Source organism: Hymenobacter rigui, from assembly GCF_003944715.1.
Lineage (GTDB): Bacteria > Bacteroidota > Bacteroidia > Cytophagales > Hymenobacteraceae > Hymenobacter > Hymenobacter rigui.
The window spans coordinates 105,760-121,311 of record NZ_RWIT01000010.1 but is presented as its reverse complement, the minus strand read 5'-3'; the positions used below and the strand labels follow the sequence as shown (position 1 = coordinate 121,311).

The 15,552-nt window shown below is 56.9% G+C and carries 14 protein-coding genes and 1 pseudogene; 11 read left to right on the top strand and 4 right to left on the bottom strand.

What is annotated here, in order from left to right:
• Positions 1 to 137: 137 nt before the first annotated feature.
• The gene (locus tag EI291_RS16560) at positions 138 to 704 is read right to left on the bottom strand and encodes a hypothetical protein (protein WP_125422477.1); all 567 of its coding nucleotides are present in this window, start codon (positions 702 to 704) and stop codon (positions 138 to 140) included.
• A 26-nt stretch (positions 705 to 730) separates the two neighbouring features.
• A complete protein-coding gene (locus EI291_RS16555; protein ID WP_125422475.1) occupies positions 731 to 1,525 on the bottom strand; it encodes a M48 family metallopeptidase in 795 nt (264 codons plus the stop codon).
• 262 nt (positions 1,526 to 1,787) lie between these two features.
• On the opposite strand from EI291_RS16555, the gene EI291_RS16550 reads away from it, so the two are divergent.
• The 10 genes from EI291_RS16550 to EI291_RS16505 all read left to right on the top strand — a co-directional run bounded on the left by EI291_RS16550 (position 1,788) and on the right by EI291_RS16505 (position 11,837).
• Positions 1,788 to 2,402, top strand: a complete 615-nt coding sequence (locus EI291_RS16550) for a fumarylacetoacetate hydrolase family protein (RefSeq protein ID WP_125422472.1) — start codon at positions 1,788 to 1,790, stop codon at positions 2,400 to 2,402.
• A 339-nt stretch (positions 2,403 to 2,741) separates the two neighbouring features.
• Entirely contained in the window at positions 2,742 to 4,754 is a 2,013-nt protein-coding gene (locus EI291_RS16545) for a M23 family metallopeptidase (protein ID WP_125422470.1), read from the top strand.
• A gap of 233 nt (positions 4,755 to 4,987) precedes the next feature.
• A complete protein-coding gene (locus EI291_RS16540) occupies positions 4,988 to 5,491 on the top strand; it encodes a DUF6896 domain-containing protein (protein WP_125422467.1) in 504 nt (167 codons plus the stop codon).
• A 114-nt stretch (positions 5,492 to 5,605) separates the two neighbouring features.
• The gene (locus EI291_RS16535) at positions 5,606 to 6,184 is read left to right on the top strand and encodes a lipocalin family protein (RefSeq protein WP_125422464.1); all 579 of its coding nucleotides are present in this window, start codon (positions 5,606 to 5,608) and stop codon (positions 6,182 to 6,184) included.
• 221 nt (positions 6,185 to 6,405) lie between these two features.
• Positions 6,406 to 6,855 (top strand): thioredoxin-dependent thiol peroxidase, encoded by a 450-nt coding sequence (gene bcp, locus EI291_RS16530; RefSeq protein ID WP_125422461.1) that lies wholly within the window; start codon positions 6,406 to 6,408, stop codon positions 6,853 to 6,855.
• A 196-nt stretch (positions 6,856 to 7,051) separates the two neighbouring features.
• Positions 7,052 to 7,954, top strand: a complete 903-nt coding sequence (locus EI291_RS16525; RefSeq protein WP_125422458.1) for a transketolase — start codon at positions 7,052 to 7,054, stop codon at positions 7,952 to 7,954.
• A 128-nt stretch (positions 7,955 to 8,082) separates the two neighbouring features.
• Positions 8,083 to 9,477 carry a vWA domain-containing protein gene (locus tag EI291_RS16520; protein ID WP_125422455.1) on the top strand — a complete coding sequence of 465 codons (1,395 nt, stop codon included), beginning with the start codon at positions 8,083 to 8,085 and terminating at the stop codon, positions 9,475 to 9,477.
• The gene (locus tag EI291_RS16515) at positions 9,474 to 9,983 is read left to right on the top strand and encodes a hypothetical protein (RefSeq protein ID WP_125422452.1); all 510 of its coding nucleotides are present in this window, start codon (positions 9,474 to 9,476) and stop codon (positions 9,981 to 9,983) included. Before EI291_RS16520 ends, EI291_RS16515 begins: the two co-directional genes overlap by 4 nt.
• A 2-nt stretch (positions 9,984 to 9,985) precedes the next feature.
• The gene (locus EI291_RS16510; protein ID WP_125422449.1) at positions 9,986 to 10,858 is read left to right on the top strand and encodes a phytanoyl-CoA dioxygenase family protein; all 873 of its coding nucleotides are present in this window, start codon (positions 9,986 to 9,988) and stop codon (positions 10,856 to 10,858) included.
• 22 nt (positions 10,859 to 10,880) lie between these two features.
• Positions 10,881 to 11,837, top strand: a complete 957-nt coding sequence (locus EI291_RS16505) for a transketolase family protein (RefSeq protein WP_125422446.1) — start codon at positions 10,881 to 10,883, stop codon at positions 11,835 to 11,837.
• Positions 11,838 to 12,030: 193 nt separating this feature from the next.
• Here EI291_RS16505 and EI291_RS16500 read toward each other — a convergent pair.
• Both EI291_RS16500 and EI291_RS16495 read right to left on the bottom strand, forming a co-directional pair.
• A protein-coding gene (locus EI291_RS16500) for an IS3 family transposase (RefSeq protein WP_125422443.1) occupies positions 12,031 to 13,106 on the bottom strand; the annotation gives its coding sequence in 2 pieces (ribosomal slippage) (positions 12,031 to 12,854 and positions 12,854 to 13,106; 1,077 coding nt in all).
• Between the two features lie 320 nt (positions 13,107 to 13,426).
• Entirely contained in the window at positions 13,427 to 14,773 is a 1,347-nt protein-coding gene (locus EI291_RS16495) for a hypothetical protein (protein WP_125422440.1), read from the bottom strand.
• 358 nt (positions 14,774 to 15,131) lie between these two features.
• On the opposite strand from EI291_RS16495, the pseudogene EI291_RS16490 reads away from it, so the two are divergent.
• Positions 15,132 to 15,386, top strand: a pseudogene (locus EI291_RS16490) (transketolase C-terminal domain-containing protein); the annotation flags it as partial.
• Positions 15,387 to 15,552: the final 166 nt, after the last annotated feature.

Below are 15,552 nucleotides of genomic sequence, written 5' to 3'. Positions count from 1 at the left end.
CACCGGGCGTTTCGCTTTCCCTTTTTACTGCTGGCTTCCTTTGGCTTCCTCAGAGTTCTTCCGGCGCCGGTCGGTGGTGACCAGCAGAGCTAGGGCCGTGAGGGAGAGGCGTAGAATCCATTTTCGGCTGAGCATGGCTATTTGCGCACGAAAAACGTGTTATTCGACTCCACGCGCAGGTCGCAACGGCTGCCGCCGGTATTCTCCTCGCAGGTGGTGCCCACAATTTCGTTTTTCTCGAAGTTGAAAAAGCAGAATGTGCAGCCTACCCCCGTGATAATGTAGCGGGCGGAGTTAGACGGCAGATACAGGCTGTTGTCGGTGGAGGTTTGCAGGGGCAGCGCCATGGCCCGGTACATACCGTTCCGCAGCCCCATGCCCACAATGTAGTATACGGCCTTATCCTTGGGGGTTTCCTGCACCTTCCGGATAACAGTTTTATCGATGGCCGTACCGTCGCCGAATTCGCGGGTGAAGGCTGCCGAAAGCTGCTCCCGGGGAATGACGTAGCGGATTTTTCCTTCCGCTACTTCGGCTACCTGTTTGCTTACCACCTCGCGCTTACGGCGCATTTCTTCCGTGTCGGTGGTGGGGGTGCTCATTTCCGGGAAGCCCCGCTTGGTTGTTTCGCAGGCCGTCAGCCCGCCCAGCAACAGCAGGCCGGAACTCAGTAGGTATAGCGCAGAGCGCGGGATACAGTTCATCTGATACTGGCTAAATCAATCCGAAGTTAGCGGGGTTTGTAATACGTACGGGCTTCCGGCAGCTCTTTCTGAATGCTGGCAATACGGGTGCCGTTGGAGGGGTGAGTAGACAGGAATTCGGGCGGTGAGGCGGCATTTTCGCGGGCGTCCATGCGCTGCCAGAACTGTACGGCTCCATCGGGGTTGTAGCCGGCCATGGCCATGAAGATAAGCCCCAAATGGTCAGCTTCCGACTCCTGGCTGCGACCATACTTCAGCAGGCCCAGCGAAGAGCCCACGCCCACGGCCTGCAGAAACACGCTTTGCGTAGCGGTTGGGCTCTGCCCCACAGCCGTCGAAACTACGGTGCCCAGGCCCTGCGCCGCCATCTGCTGGCTCATGCGCTCCGAGCTGTGACGGGCAACGGCGTGGGCAATTTCGTGGCCCATTACGACGGCCAGGCCATTTTCATCCTGCGTGATGGGTAGGATACCGCTGTACACGGCCACCTTACCACCGGGCATACACCAGGCGTTTTCCTGCTTGTCGTCAATGAGGTTGAATTCCCACTGATAGCCTTCCAGCTGAGCCTGCTGGTTTTGCTGGCGGAAATACATTTCCACGGCCTGCTGAATGCGCTGGCCCACACGCTTGACCATAGCCGCCTGCTCACCGCTGTTAATAACGCGGCTGCTGGCCAGCACTTTCTGGTATTCCTGGGCGGCCATGGTGTTCATTTCCGTATCGGAAACCAAACTGAGCTGGCGGCGGCCGGTAATGGGCACCGTGGAGCAGGCGGCAGCCACGAACAGGCAGCTGGCCAAAGCAATTTTTTTAAACATGGGAAAAGACTGAAGAGAGAAGGAACAGAACGGGAGGATGAAAGCCAGGAACGAGCTGGGGGGAGCCAGCGCCTGACAGCGTGCTATACGTACGGCAGTGGGCAAAATGTTTGCCACCACCCCCGGCGCTGCAGTCAGCCGGTATTTTGGGTTTTGGCCCCGCGAATTAAACGCTATTTTTGACCGTCTGCCGCGCGTTTTCTGCAAAACCGGCGGCTCCGTGGTGGCGGTATCTGCCCCAAACTCCTTCAATTCCCTGAGCATGAAAATTCTCTGCATCGGCCGCAACTACGCCGAACATATTGCCGAACTCCAGAACGAAACGCCCGACGCGCCCGTCATCTTCGCTAAGCCCGACACGGCCCTGCTCCAGCGCAACCAGCCCTTCTTCTTGCCAGATTTCTCCCAGGACATTCACCACGAGGTGGAGCTGGTGCTGCGCATCTGCAAAAACGGTAAGAACATCGAGGAGAAATTTGCCCCCACCTATTTCGACGCCATCGGGCTGGGCATTGATTTCACGGCCCGCGACCTGCAGAGCAAGCTCAAAAGCAAGGGCCTGCCCTGGGAACTGGCCAAAGGCTTCGACGGCTCGGCCCCGATTTCCCAGGAGTTCAAGCCGGTATCGGAGTTTGCCGACCTCAAGAACATCGACTTCCGGCTGGAAGTAAACGGCGAGGTACGCCAGCAGGGCAACTCCGGCCTGATGCTGCACGACTTCTCGAAAATCATCAGCTACATCTCCCAGTTCATCACCCTGAAAATGGGCGACCTGATCTTTACCGGCACCCCCAGCGGCGTGGGCCCCGTCAAAATCGGTGACCAGCTCACCGGCTTCATCGGCGAGGACAAGATGTTTGACCTGGCGGTGAAGTAGGCCAACAGAACGTCATTCCGAGCCCCCGCGAGGAATCTCGCGTGCTGACATTGCCAAGCTAGCTGTCATGCTGAGCCCCGTGAAGCATCTCTACCGCTTTGCCTGAACGATTTACTAGCCCAGGGTTTAAACCCTGGGCTGTGGAGCGGTTGCCATTTCAAACATCAGCACGCGAGATTCCTCGCGGGGCTCGGAATGACGCTCTTCTTGTTGCTCCTGCCACCTCCGCCCGATATCCCTCGTATCCTTTTTCCCGGCTGGCCGGGCACGATTGTGCCGGGCTCCGGCGTTGCTGCGGCATCCACGTCCTTATTTTTTGCTGCTGATTTCCTTTCCTGAATGCCCGATTTCCTGACTACCCGGTCCCGCCATCTGCTGAGCGTGGCGGTGCCGTTTTTGCTGTTACTGGGGTTACAGCCCACCGCCTGCGGCGGGCAGGAGCCCGATTCGACGGAGAAGCCCAAAGCCACCCAGAATCAGGCCTCCAGTGCCCGCCCCGTGGTACCGCAGGGCTATTTCCTGTTTCCCATTAAGCCCGGCCAGCAGAATTTTCTGGCGGGTAGCATGGGCGAGCTGCGGCCCAACCACTTCCACGGGGGCCTCGATATCAAGACTGATGGCCGGGTAGATTTGCCGGTTTACGCCTCGGCCGACGGCTACATTTCCCGGATGAAGCAGAGCAGCTACGGCTACGGCAACGTGCTCTACATCACCCACCCCAACGGCCTCACCACCGTGTACGGCCACCTCAACCGCTTCAAAGGCCCCGTGGCCGAGGAGCTGCGCCGCCGCCAGTACGAGAAGCAGACCTACGAGCTGGAGCTGTTTTTCAAGCCCGACCAGTTCCCCGTGAAGCGCGGCGAAGTGGTGGCCCTCTCGGGCAATACCGGGGGCTCGGCCGGGCCGCATCTGCACTGGGAGGTGCGCACGGCCCAGGATGAGCAGCTGAACCCGCTGCAATGGGGCGGCTTTCCGGAAATTCAGGACCACGTGGCGCCCACGCTGCTGGCCTTCGGTGTGGAGGCCCTGAACATTGATGCGCGGGTGCAGGGGAAGTTTGGCAAGTCAATCTTCATTCCCAAGACCCCGCCCCTGCTCAACGGCGGCGGCTACGTGTGGGCTGATACTATTCCGGCCAACGGTACCGTGGGCCTGCTCATGCAGGGCTTCGACCGGTTTGACCAGGTGTGGAACAAGAACGGGATTCAGAAGGTGGAGGTGCTGGTGAACGGCCAGCCCCACTACCAGCACGTGGTAGATGCCATTCCGTTTCCGGAAGGCTCCCGCCAGATCAATAACCACCTCGACTATGAGTGGCGCGCCACCCAGGGCCGGCAGCTGGAAAAGCTGTTCGTGGACGATGGCAACGACCTGCACATGTACACCACCGGCCCCGGCAAGGGCAAGCTGCGCGTGGAGCCGGGCAAGGTATACAGCGTGGAAGTACGCCTGAGCGACTCCTACGGCAACCTCACGCCTCTACGCTTTGCACTGCGGGGTATGGCCGACAGCTACCACAAAACCCGCTCGGCGGCCGTGAAAACCCCGGCCCTGCGCTACGATATCAGCCGCAACCTGCTGGTGGCTACCGCCGCCGACCCTGACACGGCCGCGGTGGGCGGCAACCTTACGCTGTTCAAAGGCAACCGCCGCCTCACGCTCAAACCCAGCTATACCGAGCAAAGCCAGAACGTGTACCTCTACGACCTGCGCGCCGGCCGCCCCGACTCCCTGCAGTTCGGCCGCATTACCAAGCGGTTCGACCGGCAGGCCCTGATTCCGGCGGGCCGGGAGTTTGGGTTCAGCACTGGCAATCTGGCGCTGGGCTTCGGGCCGAAGACGCTGTTTGACACCTTATTTGTGCAAACCAGCTACAAGCAGGGCCTCTGGACGGTGCATCACCCCCGTACCCCGCTCTACGAAACCATGGCCCTCACCCTCAAGCCCGAAGCTCCGGTAGCCGACCCGCGTCGCACGGCTATCTACAGCGTCACGGCCAAGGGCGGCCGGGCCTACGTGGGCGGCAAGTGGAACGCCGATGCCACCGCCATTACGGCTCCCATCAAGGCCTTCGGGCAGTTTAAGCTCCTCACCGACACTATTCCGCCTTCGGCCCGCCTCATCAGCCGCGGCCCCGGCGGCGTGGTATTCAAGGTCGGCGACGACCTCTCGGGCCTGGCCAGCTACAAGCTGGAAGTGAACGGGCAGTTCCGCCTGCTGCGCTTCGAGCACAAAAACGCCACCATCTACTCGGAGCGCGACGACACGCTGGGCCCGCCCCTGCACGGCCCCGCCACCCTCCGCCTGACCGACCAGGCCGGTAATGAGAAGGTGATTAACTTAGTGCTGTAGCCGCGGAACGCAAGTTGCACGACTATAGAAGTTGTACCCCGGAGCACAGTTCCGGGGTACTTATTTTTATAGCCTTTGCAGACGGAACAACGTAGCCGCATTGCTGAGGCTGAGCTACAACAGATCATTGAAGCGACTTCAACTATTGCGTTTCTACAAGGACGCTTTTCGAGAAACGGAAAACGAAGTATGTTAGGATATCTGACTGCTTCTGTACACTCATCTCTTCTATAATGCTTTCAGCTAAGCAGCAAGTCACAGAACTCATCAAAGAATACCAAGCAGCTGTTTATAAGGCTGTAGCCTTGCTAAATGCCAAATCGGAACAAGACTGCGGCTTTCAACAGCGCGAAGAAAGCCCCGGTTACCGGGCAGGTTATCTGGATGCACAACAGCGTGTACGGTATGCGTTCCACGGCGCAGGCTGTCTGGTTACCATGTTCGGGGTAGAGGTGGATTTCGATTACGCGAAGGAAGGCGGTTGTACCGGCATTGATCCTTGGTTCCTGATTAACTTTCTTCAAAACAACCCAGCCATGCTGGCTAAATATCCGTCGCTGACCAATGATAATGATACAGAAGTGACGCAGATCCTGCAGGAACTGGTGCAAGACGGTACACTCGCCCAATATGTACACTCGGCAGATGACTGGCGCTTTTATTGGACAGCTGACATCGGAAATCCCAATCTCCCCGAGGTAGCATTGCGCTGGTCTGAGAAAGATGAAGTGGAGTAGGACTTCGGTAATTCACTTACTTTTCAGGTTTCCTGTTCTCTGGGAGCTTCAGCAATTCTTCAAGCCGCCAACAGTGATTCTGCGTAAACAGCGGCAACTTCCAACCTCAACCCTATGCCCAAGAACCTGCTCAAACGCCGCCAGCCCGTGCTGCTGGGAGCCGCTGCCGCCGCTGTGGCGGCCGGCGTAGCGGCCTACGCTTACACCCGCCGCAAAGCCTATCCGGCCTTGCCCACCGTCGCCCACGTAGACCTGCACAAGTACGCCGGCCTCTGGTACGAGGTGGCCCGCCTGCCCACCCGCTTCGAGAAAGGCTGCCAGCACGTGACAGCCGAGTACAAGCTACGGCCCGATGGCAAGGTAAACGTACGTAATACCTGCCATAAGGAAGGTCTCAACGGCCCCGCCGAAACCGCCACCGCCGTAGCCCGCGCCGTGGATGCCACCAATGCCCGCCTCAAAGTGCAGTTCTTCTGGCCCTTTGAGGGCGACTACTGGATTCTGGACCTGGATGAATCGGACTACCAATATGCCCTGGTAGGCGAGCCGGAGCGCAAAAACCTCTGGATTCTGAGCCGCAAGCCCCACCTGGAGCGCAACCTGCGTGACCGGCTGGTAGCCCGCGGCCGGGAGTTGGGCTTCCCCGTTGAAAACCTGATTTTCACCCCACAGCCCATGGCCGGCAAGCCGTAACGCCAGCCCGTCATTGCGAGGGCGAAGGACGAAGCAATCCGTCCTTCACGAAGCACAAAACAATTAACCTATTCAGAAGCCCCTGACGCCAGCTCGGCCGTCAGGGGCTTTCTGCTGTTCAGTGCTCTGTCCCATGAAAAGGACGGATTGCTTCGCTTCGCTCGCAATGACGGGTGTTATTTCGTTGCTGAATCCCCAAAAATCCCTTCTATCTTCGCGGCATGGCAGTACCCCAAGCTGGCGAGCAGGCCCCGGCCTTCGAAGCCAAAGACCAGAACGGCACCCTCCACCGCCTCCAGGATTACGCGGGCCGCAAAGTGGCCCTCTACTTCTACCCCAAAGATGACACCTCGGGCTGCACCGCCCAAGCCTGCAACCTCCGCGACAACTACGCGCAGCTCCAGGCCGCCGGCGTGCAGGTGCTTGGTGTAAGCATCGACTCGGAGAAGTCGCACCAGAAGTTTGCCACCAAGCACGAGCTGCCCTTCCCGCTGCTGGTAGATGAGGACAAGAAAATAGTGCAGGACTACGGGGTGTGGCAGGAAAAGTCGATGTACGGCCGCAAGTACATGGGCACCATGCGCTACACCTTCCTCATCAACGAGCAGGGCCTGATTGAGAAAGTCATTACCAAAGTCGACACCAAAAACCACGCGGCTCAGCTGCTGTAGCTTCCCCCCTGAAAGCCTCGCCCCTCCGGCGGGGCTTTTTTGTACCCCACCCCAACCCCTTCCCATAAGGGAGGGGCTCTAGTTCTAGCAGCTTTTCTAACCGCTAGTTTTTAGAGCTAGAGCCCCTCCCTTATGGGGAGGGGTTGGGGTGAGGTAATTACCTTTGCCTCACTAACTCCATTCTCAACCCGAACCCATGTCGCAGGACACGTCATTCGCCGCCTCATCCGAAACCCACGCGCCCGCAGCCACCAAATCGGTGGCCGAGCTGAAACAGATTGCCGCCCAGGTGCGGCGCGACATCGTGCGTATGGTGCACGCCGTAAATTCGGGTCACCCCGGCGGCTCCTTGGGCTGCACCGATTTGCTGGTAGCCCTGTACTTCAAAGTGATGAAGCACACGCCCCAGCCCTTCGATATGGACGGCATCGGGCAAGACCTGTTTTTCCTCTCCAACGGCCACATTTCGCCGGTGTTCTACTCGGTGCTGGCCCGCTCGGGATACTTCCCGGTAAGCGAGTTGGCTACGTTCCGCAAGCTCAACTCCCGCCTGCAGGGTCACCCCGCCACCCACGAGCACCTGCCCGGCGTCCGGGTAGCCTCGGGCTCGTTGGGCCAGGGCCTGAGCGTGGCCGTGGGCGCGGCCCAAGCCAAAAAGCTCAACAACGACCCCCAAACTGTATTTGTGCTGATGGGCGACGGGGAGCTGGAGGAAGGCCAGGTATGGGAAGCGGCCATGTACGCCCCGCACCACAAGGTCGACAACCTCATTGCCTTCGTGGACCGCAACGGCCAGCAGATTGACGGCCCCACCGACAAAATCGGCGGCCTCGGCGACCTGCGCGCCAAGTTTGAAGCCTTCAACTGGCGCGTACTCGAAACCGACGGCAACCAGTTCGAAACCCTGCTGCCCACCATCAAGGAAGCCCAGAGCCTGCTCGGCCAGGGCCAGCCTATCCTGGTGCTGATGGATACCCAGATGGGCTACGGTGTGGACTTCATGATGGGCTCGCACAAGTGGCACGGCGTGGCCCCCAACGACGAGCAGCTGGAAAAAGCCCTGCAGCAGCTCATCGTGGAAAAAGCCGCCGATTACTAAGCCCCTAAAACCGTCATGCTGAGCTTGCCGAAGCATCTCTACCGCTTCGCAAGCATACTGTAACGAAGCGGTAGAGATGCTTCGGCAAACTCAGCATGACGTTCTTTTCTTCTTCGGTTACGTCCGAAATGCGCCACTTTGTTCTGGTTATGTGCTTGCTTGCGGGGCTGCTGGCCTCCGGGTCTGCGCGTGCCCAGAACGCAGCGCCGGCCCAGCCCAAAACCACGCGTATTCTGTTCGTGCTGGATGCCTCCGGCTCGATGCGGGCCCCGTGGGAGGGTGAGCAGCGCTGGGACGTGGCCAAGCGGCTGTTGTCGAAAATGGTGGACTCGCTCAACGCCTACCCCCACTTGGAGCTGGCGCTGCGGGCCTACGGGCACCAGCACGAGAATAAGGAGAACAACTGCGAGGATTCTCGGCTGGAAGTGGCCTTCGCGCCCAAAAACGCGGCGGCCATCAAAGCCCGGCTCAAAACGATTGAGCCCAAGGGCAACACGCCCATCACGTACTCCCTGCTGCAGTCGGCCCAGGATTTCCCGGCTGACAAGTCGGCCCGTAACGTGCTCATTCTGATTACCGACGGGCTGGAATCGTGCAAGGGCGACCCGTGCGCCACGGCCCTGGCGCTGCAGCGCAAGCGGGTGTTTCTGAAGCCGTTTGTGATTGGCATCGGGGCCGAGCGGGAGTTTGGCAAGCAGCTGGAATGCCTGGGCCAGTACTACAACGCGGCCGATGTGAAGACCTTTCGCACCATCCTCAACGATGTAGTGACCCAGACGCTGGCCAAAACTACCGTGAGCGTGAACCTCACCGATGACGCCGGCCGCCCTGTGGAATCGAACGTGAACCTGACGTTTGTGAACAGCGTGACGGAGTTGCCCGAGTACAACTACGTGCACTACCGCGACGCCCAGGGAAAACCCGACGTGCTCGACATCGACGCGCTGCAGAGCTACGACCTGGTTATTAACACGGTGCCCCCAGTGCGGCAGCCGAACCTGCCCATCCGACCGGGCCGGGCCAACGTGCTCAGCTACAAAACGCCCCAGGGTACGCTGTGGCTGCAGAACCCCGCCGCCTCGCCCAACCCCTACGGCACGGTGCAGGCGGTGGTGCGGGCCCAGGGCAACCCGGCCACGGTGGTGGCCCTGCCCTTCGGGGCGCGGCAGAAACTGCTGGCCGGCAACTACGAGGTGGAGTTGCTCACGCTGCCCCGGCAGCTGCGGCGCATCACGGTGAAGCAGGGCCAGGAAACGGCCGTAACCTACGAAGCTCCCGGCATTCTCAACATCGTGTCGGACCTGAAAGGCTACGGCAGCATCTACCGCCTCGGCCAGGACGAGCAGCAGACGTGGGTGCACAACCTGCCCGAAACCAGCAGCAAAGTGAACCTGCCGATGCAGCCCGGGGCCTACCGCCTCGTGTTCCGCACCAAAACCGCCACTGGCAGCCAGTTCACCGACGTGCGCACGTTCACCATCCGGCCGGGCCAAACCTCGTCGGTCAGCATTTTCGGACGATGAAAATAAAGTATCTACCTCTGCTGTTGCTGACTGGTTCAGTGCCCAAGTATTACCCTGATATTACGGTTAAGGTAGTTTTTGCGCCTTCCCGCTGGGGCTCAGGTGGTGATGTATGGGCGGTAACTACTGCTGGACAACGGTATAAAGGCAACACCCGCACACGGCCGGGTTACGTCTTTCCTGTTTCAGCAGCACCTGCGGACTTGTTCCTGAATCAAGACTTCGGCGACACTCTATACATTGGCTCTGTGGCAGTGACAGACACGGTTATCCAACTACACTTCCCACTTACGCTTCAAAAGAACGTATTTGGCCACTATGTCTGTCCAAAGTGCCGCAAAGCGGATAAGACGGTGGAAATAGTAAACACCATCGCTCCGCAGGTTCGCATGATTGTGACGGATGGTGACACAACTTACTCGCCCATTATTGGGCGCAAGTTGTATGATGGCTGCATCAATCAGGGTGGCCGGGGTTACTGTACACGAGACAGAATCAAATTTTAGTGATGTCGCACCTGTCAACGTTATCTGTAACTAAAACCGCAGCTGCCCAACTCCGCACCGACGGCTATGCCATCTTGCCTGACGTTTTCTCTCCGGAGGAAACGACCGGGCTGCTACGTACCATCGAATCGGCTGAGGCTGGCTCGGCCAATTTCCGGCGCAGTCAGGACGTGTTTGCCATTCGAAACCTGCTGGGTGAAGTGCCGCAGCTGTGGCCCCAGCTGCTCACGCCGCGGCTGCAGGCGGTACTGGCGGAGCTGTTTCCGGGGCAGACGCCGCACTTGGTGAAGTCCATTTACTTCGATAAGCCGGCCGGCTCCAACTGGCTGGTGGCCTGGCACCAGGATGTGATGGTGGCCGTGGACCAGCGCCTCGATCTGCCCGGGTATGGCCCCTGGACCACCAAAGCCGGTGAAACCACCGTGCTGCCGCCACACGAAATCCTGGAAAGTATCGTCACCGTGCGCCTGCACCTTGATGATTGCGACGCCACCAACGGGGCCTTACGCGTGGTACCCGGCTCCCAACGCCTCGGCGTGGTACCGCCCGCTCAGCATCCCGGGCTGACGCCGCATGCCGTTACCTGCGCGGTGCCGGCCGGGGGGCTCCTGCTCATGCAGCCCCTCACGCTGCACTCGTCGCAACGAAGCACCAGCCCCCGCACCCGCCGCGTGATTCACCTGGAGTTCAGCGCCGCTGAGCTGCCGGCGGGTCTGCAGTGGCGGGAACGGCAAGAGGTATCAGAACAACTACCTGCCCGTCATTCCGAGCAGCGCGAGGAATCTCGCGTGCTGACTCCTAAACGACAAGCTAACGTCAGCACACGAGATGCTTCGGCTGCGCCTCTGCATGACGTTCATTTTACTTCTTTGTAAACCCATTTCCCTACCATACTTCATGAAAGACTTTCCCTACACCGAATCGAAGGATACCCGCAGCGGCTTTGGCGCTGGCTTGCAGGAGCTGGGCCGCACCAACCCCAACGTGGTAGCCCTCTGCGCCGACCTCATCGGCTCACTCAAGATGGATGCCTTCATCAAGGACAACCCCGAGCGGTTTTTCCAGGTGGGCATTGCCGAGGCCAACATGATGGGCCTGGCCGCCGGCCTCACCATTGGTGGCAAGATTCCCTTCACCGGCACCTTCGCCAACTTCAGCACGGGCCGCGTGTACGACCAGATCCGGCAGAGCATTGCCTACTCGGGTAAGAATGTGAAGATCTGCGCCTCCCACGCCGGCCTCACGCTGGGCGAAGACGGCGCCACCCACCAGATCCTGGAGGACATCGGCATGATGAAGATGCTGCCCCACATGACGGTTATCAACCCCTGCGACTACAACCAAACCAAAGCCGCCACCATTGCCATTGCCGACTACGAAGGCCCCGTATACCTGCGCTTCGGCCGCCCGGTAGTGCCCAACTTCACCCCCGCCGACCAGCAGTTTGAGGTAGGCAAAGGCATCGTGCTGAACGAGGGGGCCGACGTGAGCATCTTCGCCACCGGCCACTTGGTGTGGAAGGCCATTCTGGCCGGCAAGCTGCTGGCTGAGAAAGGCATCAACGCCGAAATCATCAACATCCACACCATCAAGCCCCTCGATGCCCAGCTGATTCTGGAGTCAGCTCGCAAAACGCGCTGCGTGGTAACGGCCGAGGAGCACCAGATGCACGGCGGCCTCGGCGACTCCATCGCCCAGCTGCTGGCCCGCGAGGAGCCCCTGCCCCTGGAAATGGTGGCCGTCAACGACTCCTTCGGCGAGTCCGGCACCCCCGACCAGCTGATGGAGAAATACGGCCTCAACGAGCACGCCATTGTGGCCGCCGTGGAGAAAGTAATGGCCCGCCGGAAGTAAGGTTTCAGCAGCTTTATAATCAAGTAAAAAGCTCCCGCAGCTAAAGTTGCGGGAGCTTTTTATTGTTACACATGGCCGTGGAAACTGCTACACCACGGACATGAGGAAATTGAAAAGGATTAGAGATATTAACTAAGACCCTATTTAAGAAGTTGTACGCTTCCCCGTCTGATAAGCCAGTGGTAGGCAGAGGTTAAGCGGCTTGTTTAAATTCGAGTGGGGTCATAAAATGCAAGGCCTGGTGGGGCCGCTGGGTATTATAGTCGTGCCGCCACTCGTCCACCAACTGGCGCACATGGGCCAGTGAGCGGAACAGGTGGGCGTCGAGCAGTTCGCGGCGAAACGAGCCCTTGAAGCGTTCGATGTAGGCATTCTGCGTCGGCTTGCCGGGTTGAATCCAATGCAGCGTAATACTTTGCTGCGCACACCACTCGCTCAGTTTAGTGCTGATAAATTCAGGGCCGTTGTCGGTGCGCAGCTGCGCGGGGCGGCCATAGCACTCGACCAGGCGTGTGAGCACTTGTACGACGCGACTGGCCGGCAAAGAGAAGTCGATTTCCACGCCCAGCAGTTCACGGTTGTAGTCGTCGAGCACGTTGAGCGTGCGGAACCGACGGCCATCGGTCAACACGTCGCTCGTAAAGTCAAGCGACCAGCACCCGTTGGCGGCAGCGGGCACGGCTAAGGGCTGTTTCACGCGGGCTGGTACGCGCTTTTTCAAGCGCCGGGGTAAGTTTAGCGCCAGCGCCCGATAAATGCGTAGCGTGCGTTTATGATTGATTACCAGTCCATTCTTGCGCAAACGGTGATGCAGTTTCCAAAATCCCCAGCCGGGGTGCCGCCCACTTAACGCCTGCAAAGCCGCCTGCACGGGCTCGTCATGACGTCCCTGCGCCACCAGGTGATAGCTACCACGTGCCAGCCCCATCAGGGCACATGCCCGGCGCTGGCTCCAGCCTTTGCTCACTAAGCCCTGCGCTGCCTGGCGCCGCGCCGCAGGGCTGGCTACTTTTTTCGCAGTATCTCCTTGATAGCCTGGTTTTCTAAGCTCAGGTCGGCGAACATCTGCTTGAGCTTGCGATTCTCTTCTTCCAAGTGTTTGAGCCGGGTGAGCTCGGCCACGCTGGCCCCGGCGTATTTGCTTTTCCAGGCATAAAACGTGGCCTCGCTCAAGCCGTGCTCGCGCGCAATCTGGGCTACCGTCTGCCCGCTGGCTTGCTGTTGGAGAATGGCCACAATCTGGGCCTCGCTGAATCGTCCCTTTTTCATTTGTCAGTCGTCAGGTAGTGAAAGTTACGCCTTTCTCTACTCACAACTGGCGCTCGATTTGGGGAAGTGTACAAAGTATCTGAACGTCATGCAGAGCGCAGCGAGGCATCTCGCGTGCTGACGTTGCAGAAGTAATCCAAACGTCAGCACGCGAGATGCTTCGCTGCGCTCTGCATGACGTTCAAAGTAGTCTGACAACTTCCTATATAGCTTCTAAACCATAGCTAACACTTTTCAATCAGCGCGACATAGATTTAGCTGATTTTTTTTTGAGAGCTTTAACCAGCAGACTTATGTGGCAGGCTGTTTCATTACAGTGGCTAATCCTGAATAGCATTTAGGGTACCGTTGCCAAAATATAAGTAAGTCCCCCAACCGTACACCCATTGCTCAGCAGTAAGGCCTTTCACAGTGGTTCTGTTCACAGCAATAGGTGAACCCCAGGCAGCAGTGCACATTTGTTTATTCATGCCCAACATAACTTTGCCGTCAGCAATGTAGCTACCCATCTTTTGTCCCCATTGGGCAATGCAGTCACTCCGGAATTTCACGCTTTCTTGTCGGGCCTTTTTTTCTTGCTCCTGCTGTTCTTTTTGTCTCTGCTCTTCTTTTTTCTTATTCTCGGCCTGTTGTTTCTTGTAATCCGATTCGAGCATGAAGTAATCTTGCACTAACCCATTGTTTAATTCAAGTTTAACTTCTCTATCTCCATTTTTAAGGAAGTAAAATCCATTCAGATAATACGAGTCTTTCGAATCAACAAAGCTTATATCTGAGCAAGTCCATACTTCGCCATATTTAATTTTTGTAATTGCACCTGTATTTACATCAATAAGATTCTCAAGCTGAGGAACTGATACATCATTAGATTTCAGCATGATATTTTTATTCACATAAAGACTACGCTGTTTTTCAAAATACGGAACAAGAAAGAATGGAGCGCCTATAGACCGCGCTTGGTTTACAACCCAGTATAGAGTGTCTTTATTCGACTCGTTTCTTAACGTTAGCTTAAGGCCCAAGACTTGCCAATCATTTCCGTTATTCAAATCAATACTTTCCAGACTCTTATAATTGTCTAGACTTTTGTCGTCATAGCTGGCTTGAGGATCTTTACCCTGTATATCAAGAATGGTAAAATATTTACCAAACACACTGTCAGGCATAGTACCAATTGCACCTGATATTCTTCCATCAACTTCATCTGTCCGCTCATGATAGAAATATGGCAGATAAATATTAGTTTGTGTTTTATCTACCTTTTCATATAACTTCCTCTGTTCGTTGTATTGCGCCAGATGTAATGGATTGAGACCTTTGAGATTCCCAAAAGCTTGAGCAGACATAGTTTTCTCAAAGGGCATCTTACTGCCTTTCGTTATTGAGGCGGTTTGTTTAGAAAACAAGAAATCAATAACCTCCTTATTTTGAGATTTAAACTGCGGCTTGTAGTTTTTGGCTTTAGGTAGATAGAATAACTTATATCCAATATATTTTTTGTAATCCACTAAATTTCTTTGCAAGGTTATATTTGATAAGCTATCAAATTGCCGAGGCTTAGATATAGCTCTTTCAATAACAGCATTTTCTCGTACTACAATTTGAGCATGAAGCGACATTAACCCTACGTTCAGCAAAGCTATTAAAATCAAAAGCACCTTCTTCATCTTCTTTTGTTTTTGTTGTATTTTAGTTTACGCTTGTGGCTAGCCCTTAAATTACCACCTCCCTATCAATCTGCAAATAACGGACGAATATCTGCAGTATACTACCGTATAGGCCGTTCCAAACTAAGCTTGGCTTAACTCTCGGTTTCTCGTTTGAAAGATTACGAATCTTTATGAGGTTCCAGCGCATAGCTAGCTACAATCTCACGTTCAATCAGCTCGTGCGCAATTGCCAGAACAGGAATTACTATAGCGGATTCGAGAACAAAACAGCTACTGCAGAGTGTACTACGGTAGGCTGATGTAAGTATCTTCTCTAGATTTGTGTTAGCGCATGGCGCAGGTACTGACCAGGTCGGATGCCCGGCTGATTCTGGAATCGGCCCGCAAAACGCGCTGCGTGGTAACGGCCGAGGAGCACCAGATGCACGGCGGCCTCGGCGACTCCATTGCCCAGCTGCTGGCCCGCGAGGAGCCCCTGCCCCTGGAAATGGTGGCCGTGAACGACTCCTTCGGCGAGTCCGGCACCCCCGACCAGTTGATGGAGAAATACGGCCTCAACGAGCACGCCATTGTGGCCGCCGTGGAGAAAGTAATGGCCCGTCGGAAGTAGGGTTCCAGCAGCTTTGTGATTAATTAAAAAGCTCCCGCAGCATAAAGTTGCGGGAGCTTTATTTTTGTAACGTTTGGAGACAAGAAAGCATTACGCACTTATGCGCATCAGTATCAAGTCGCTGAGCCTTTTATTAAATATTATTTTACCATAATTCAGCACTTTC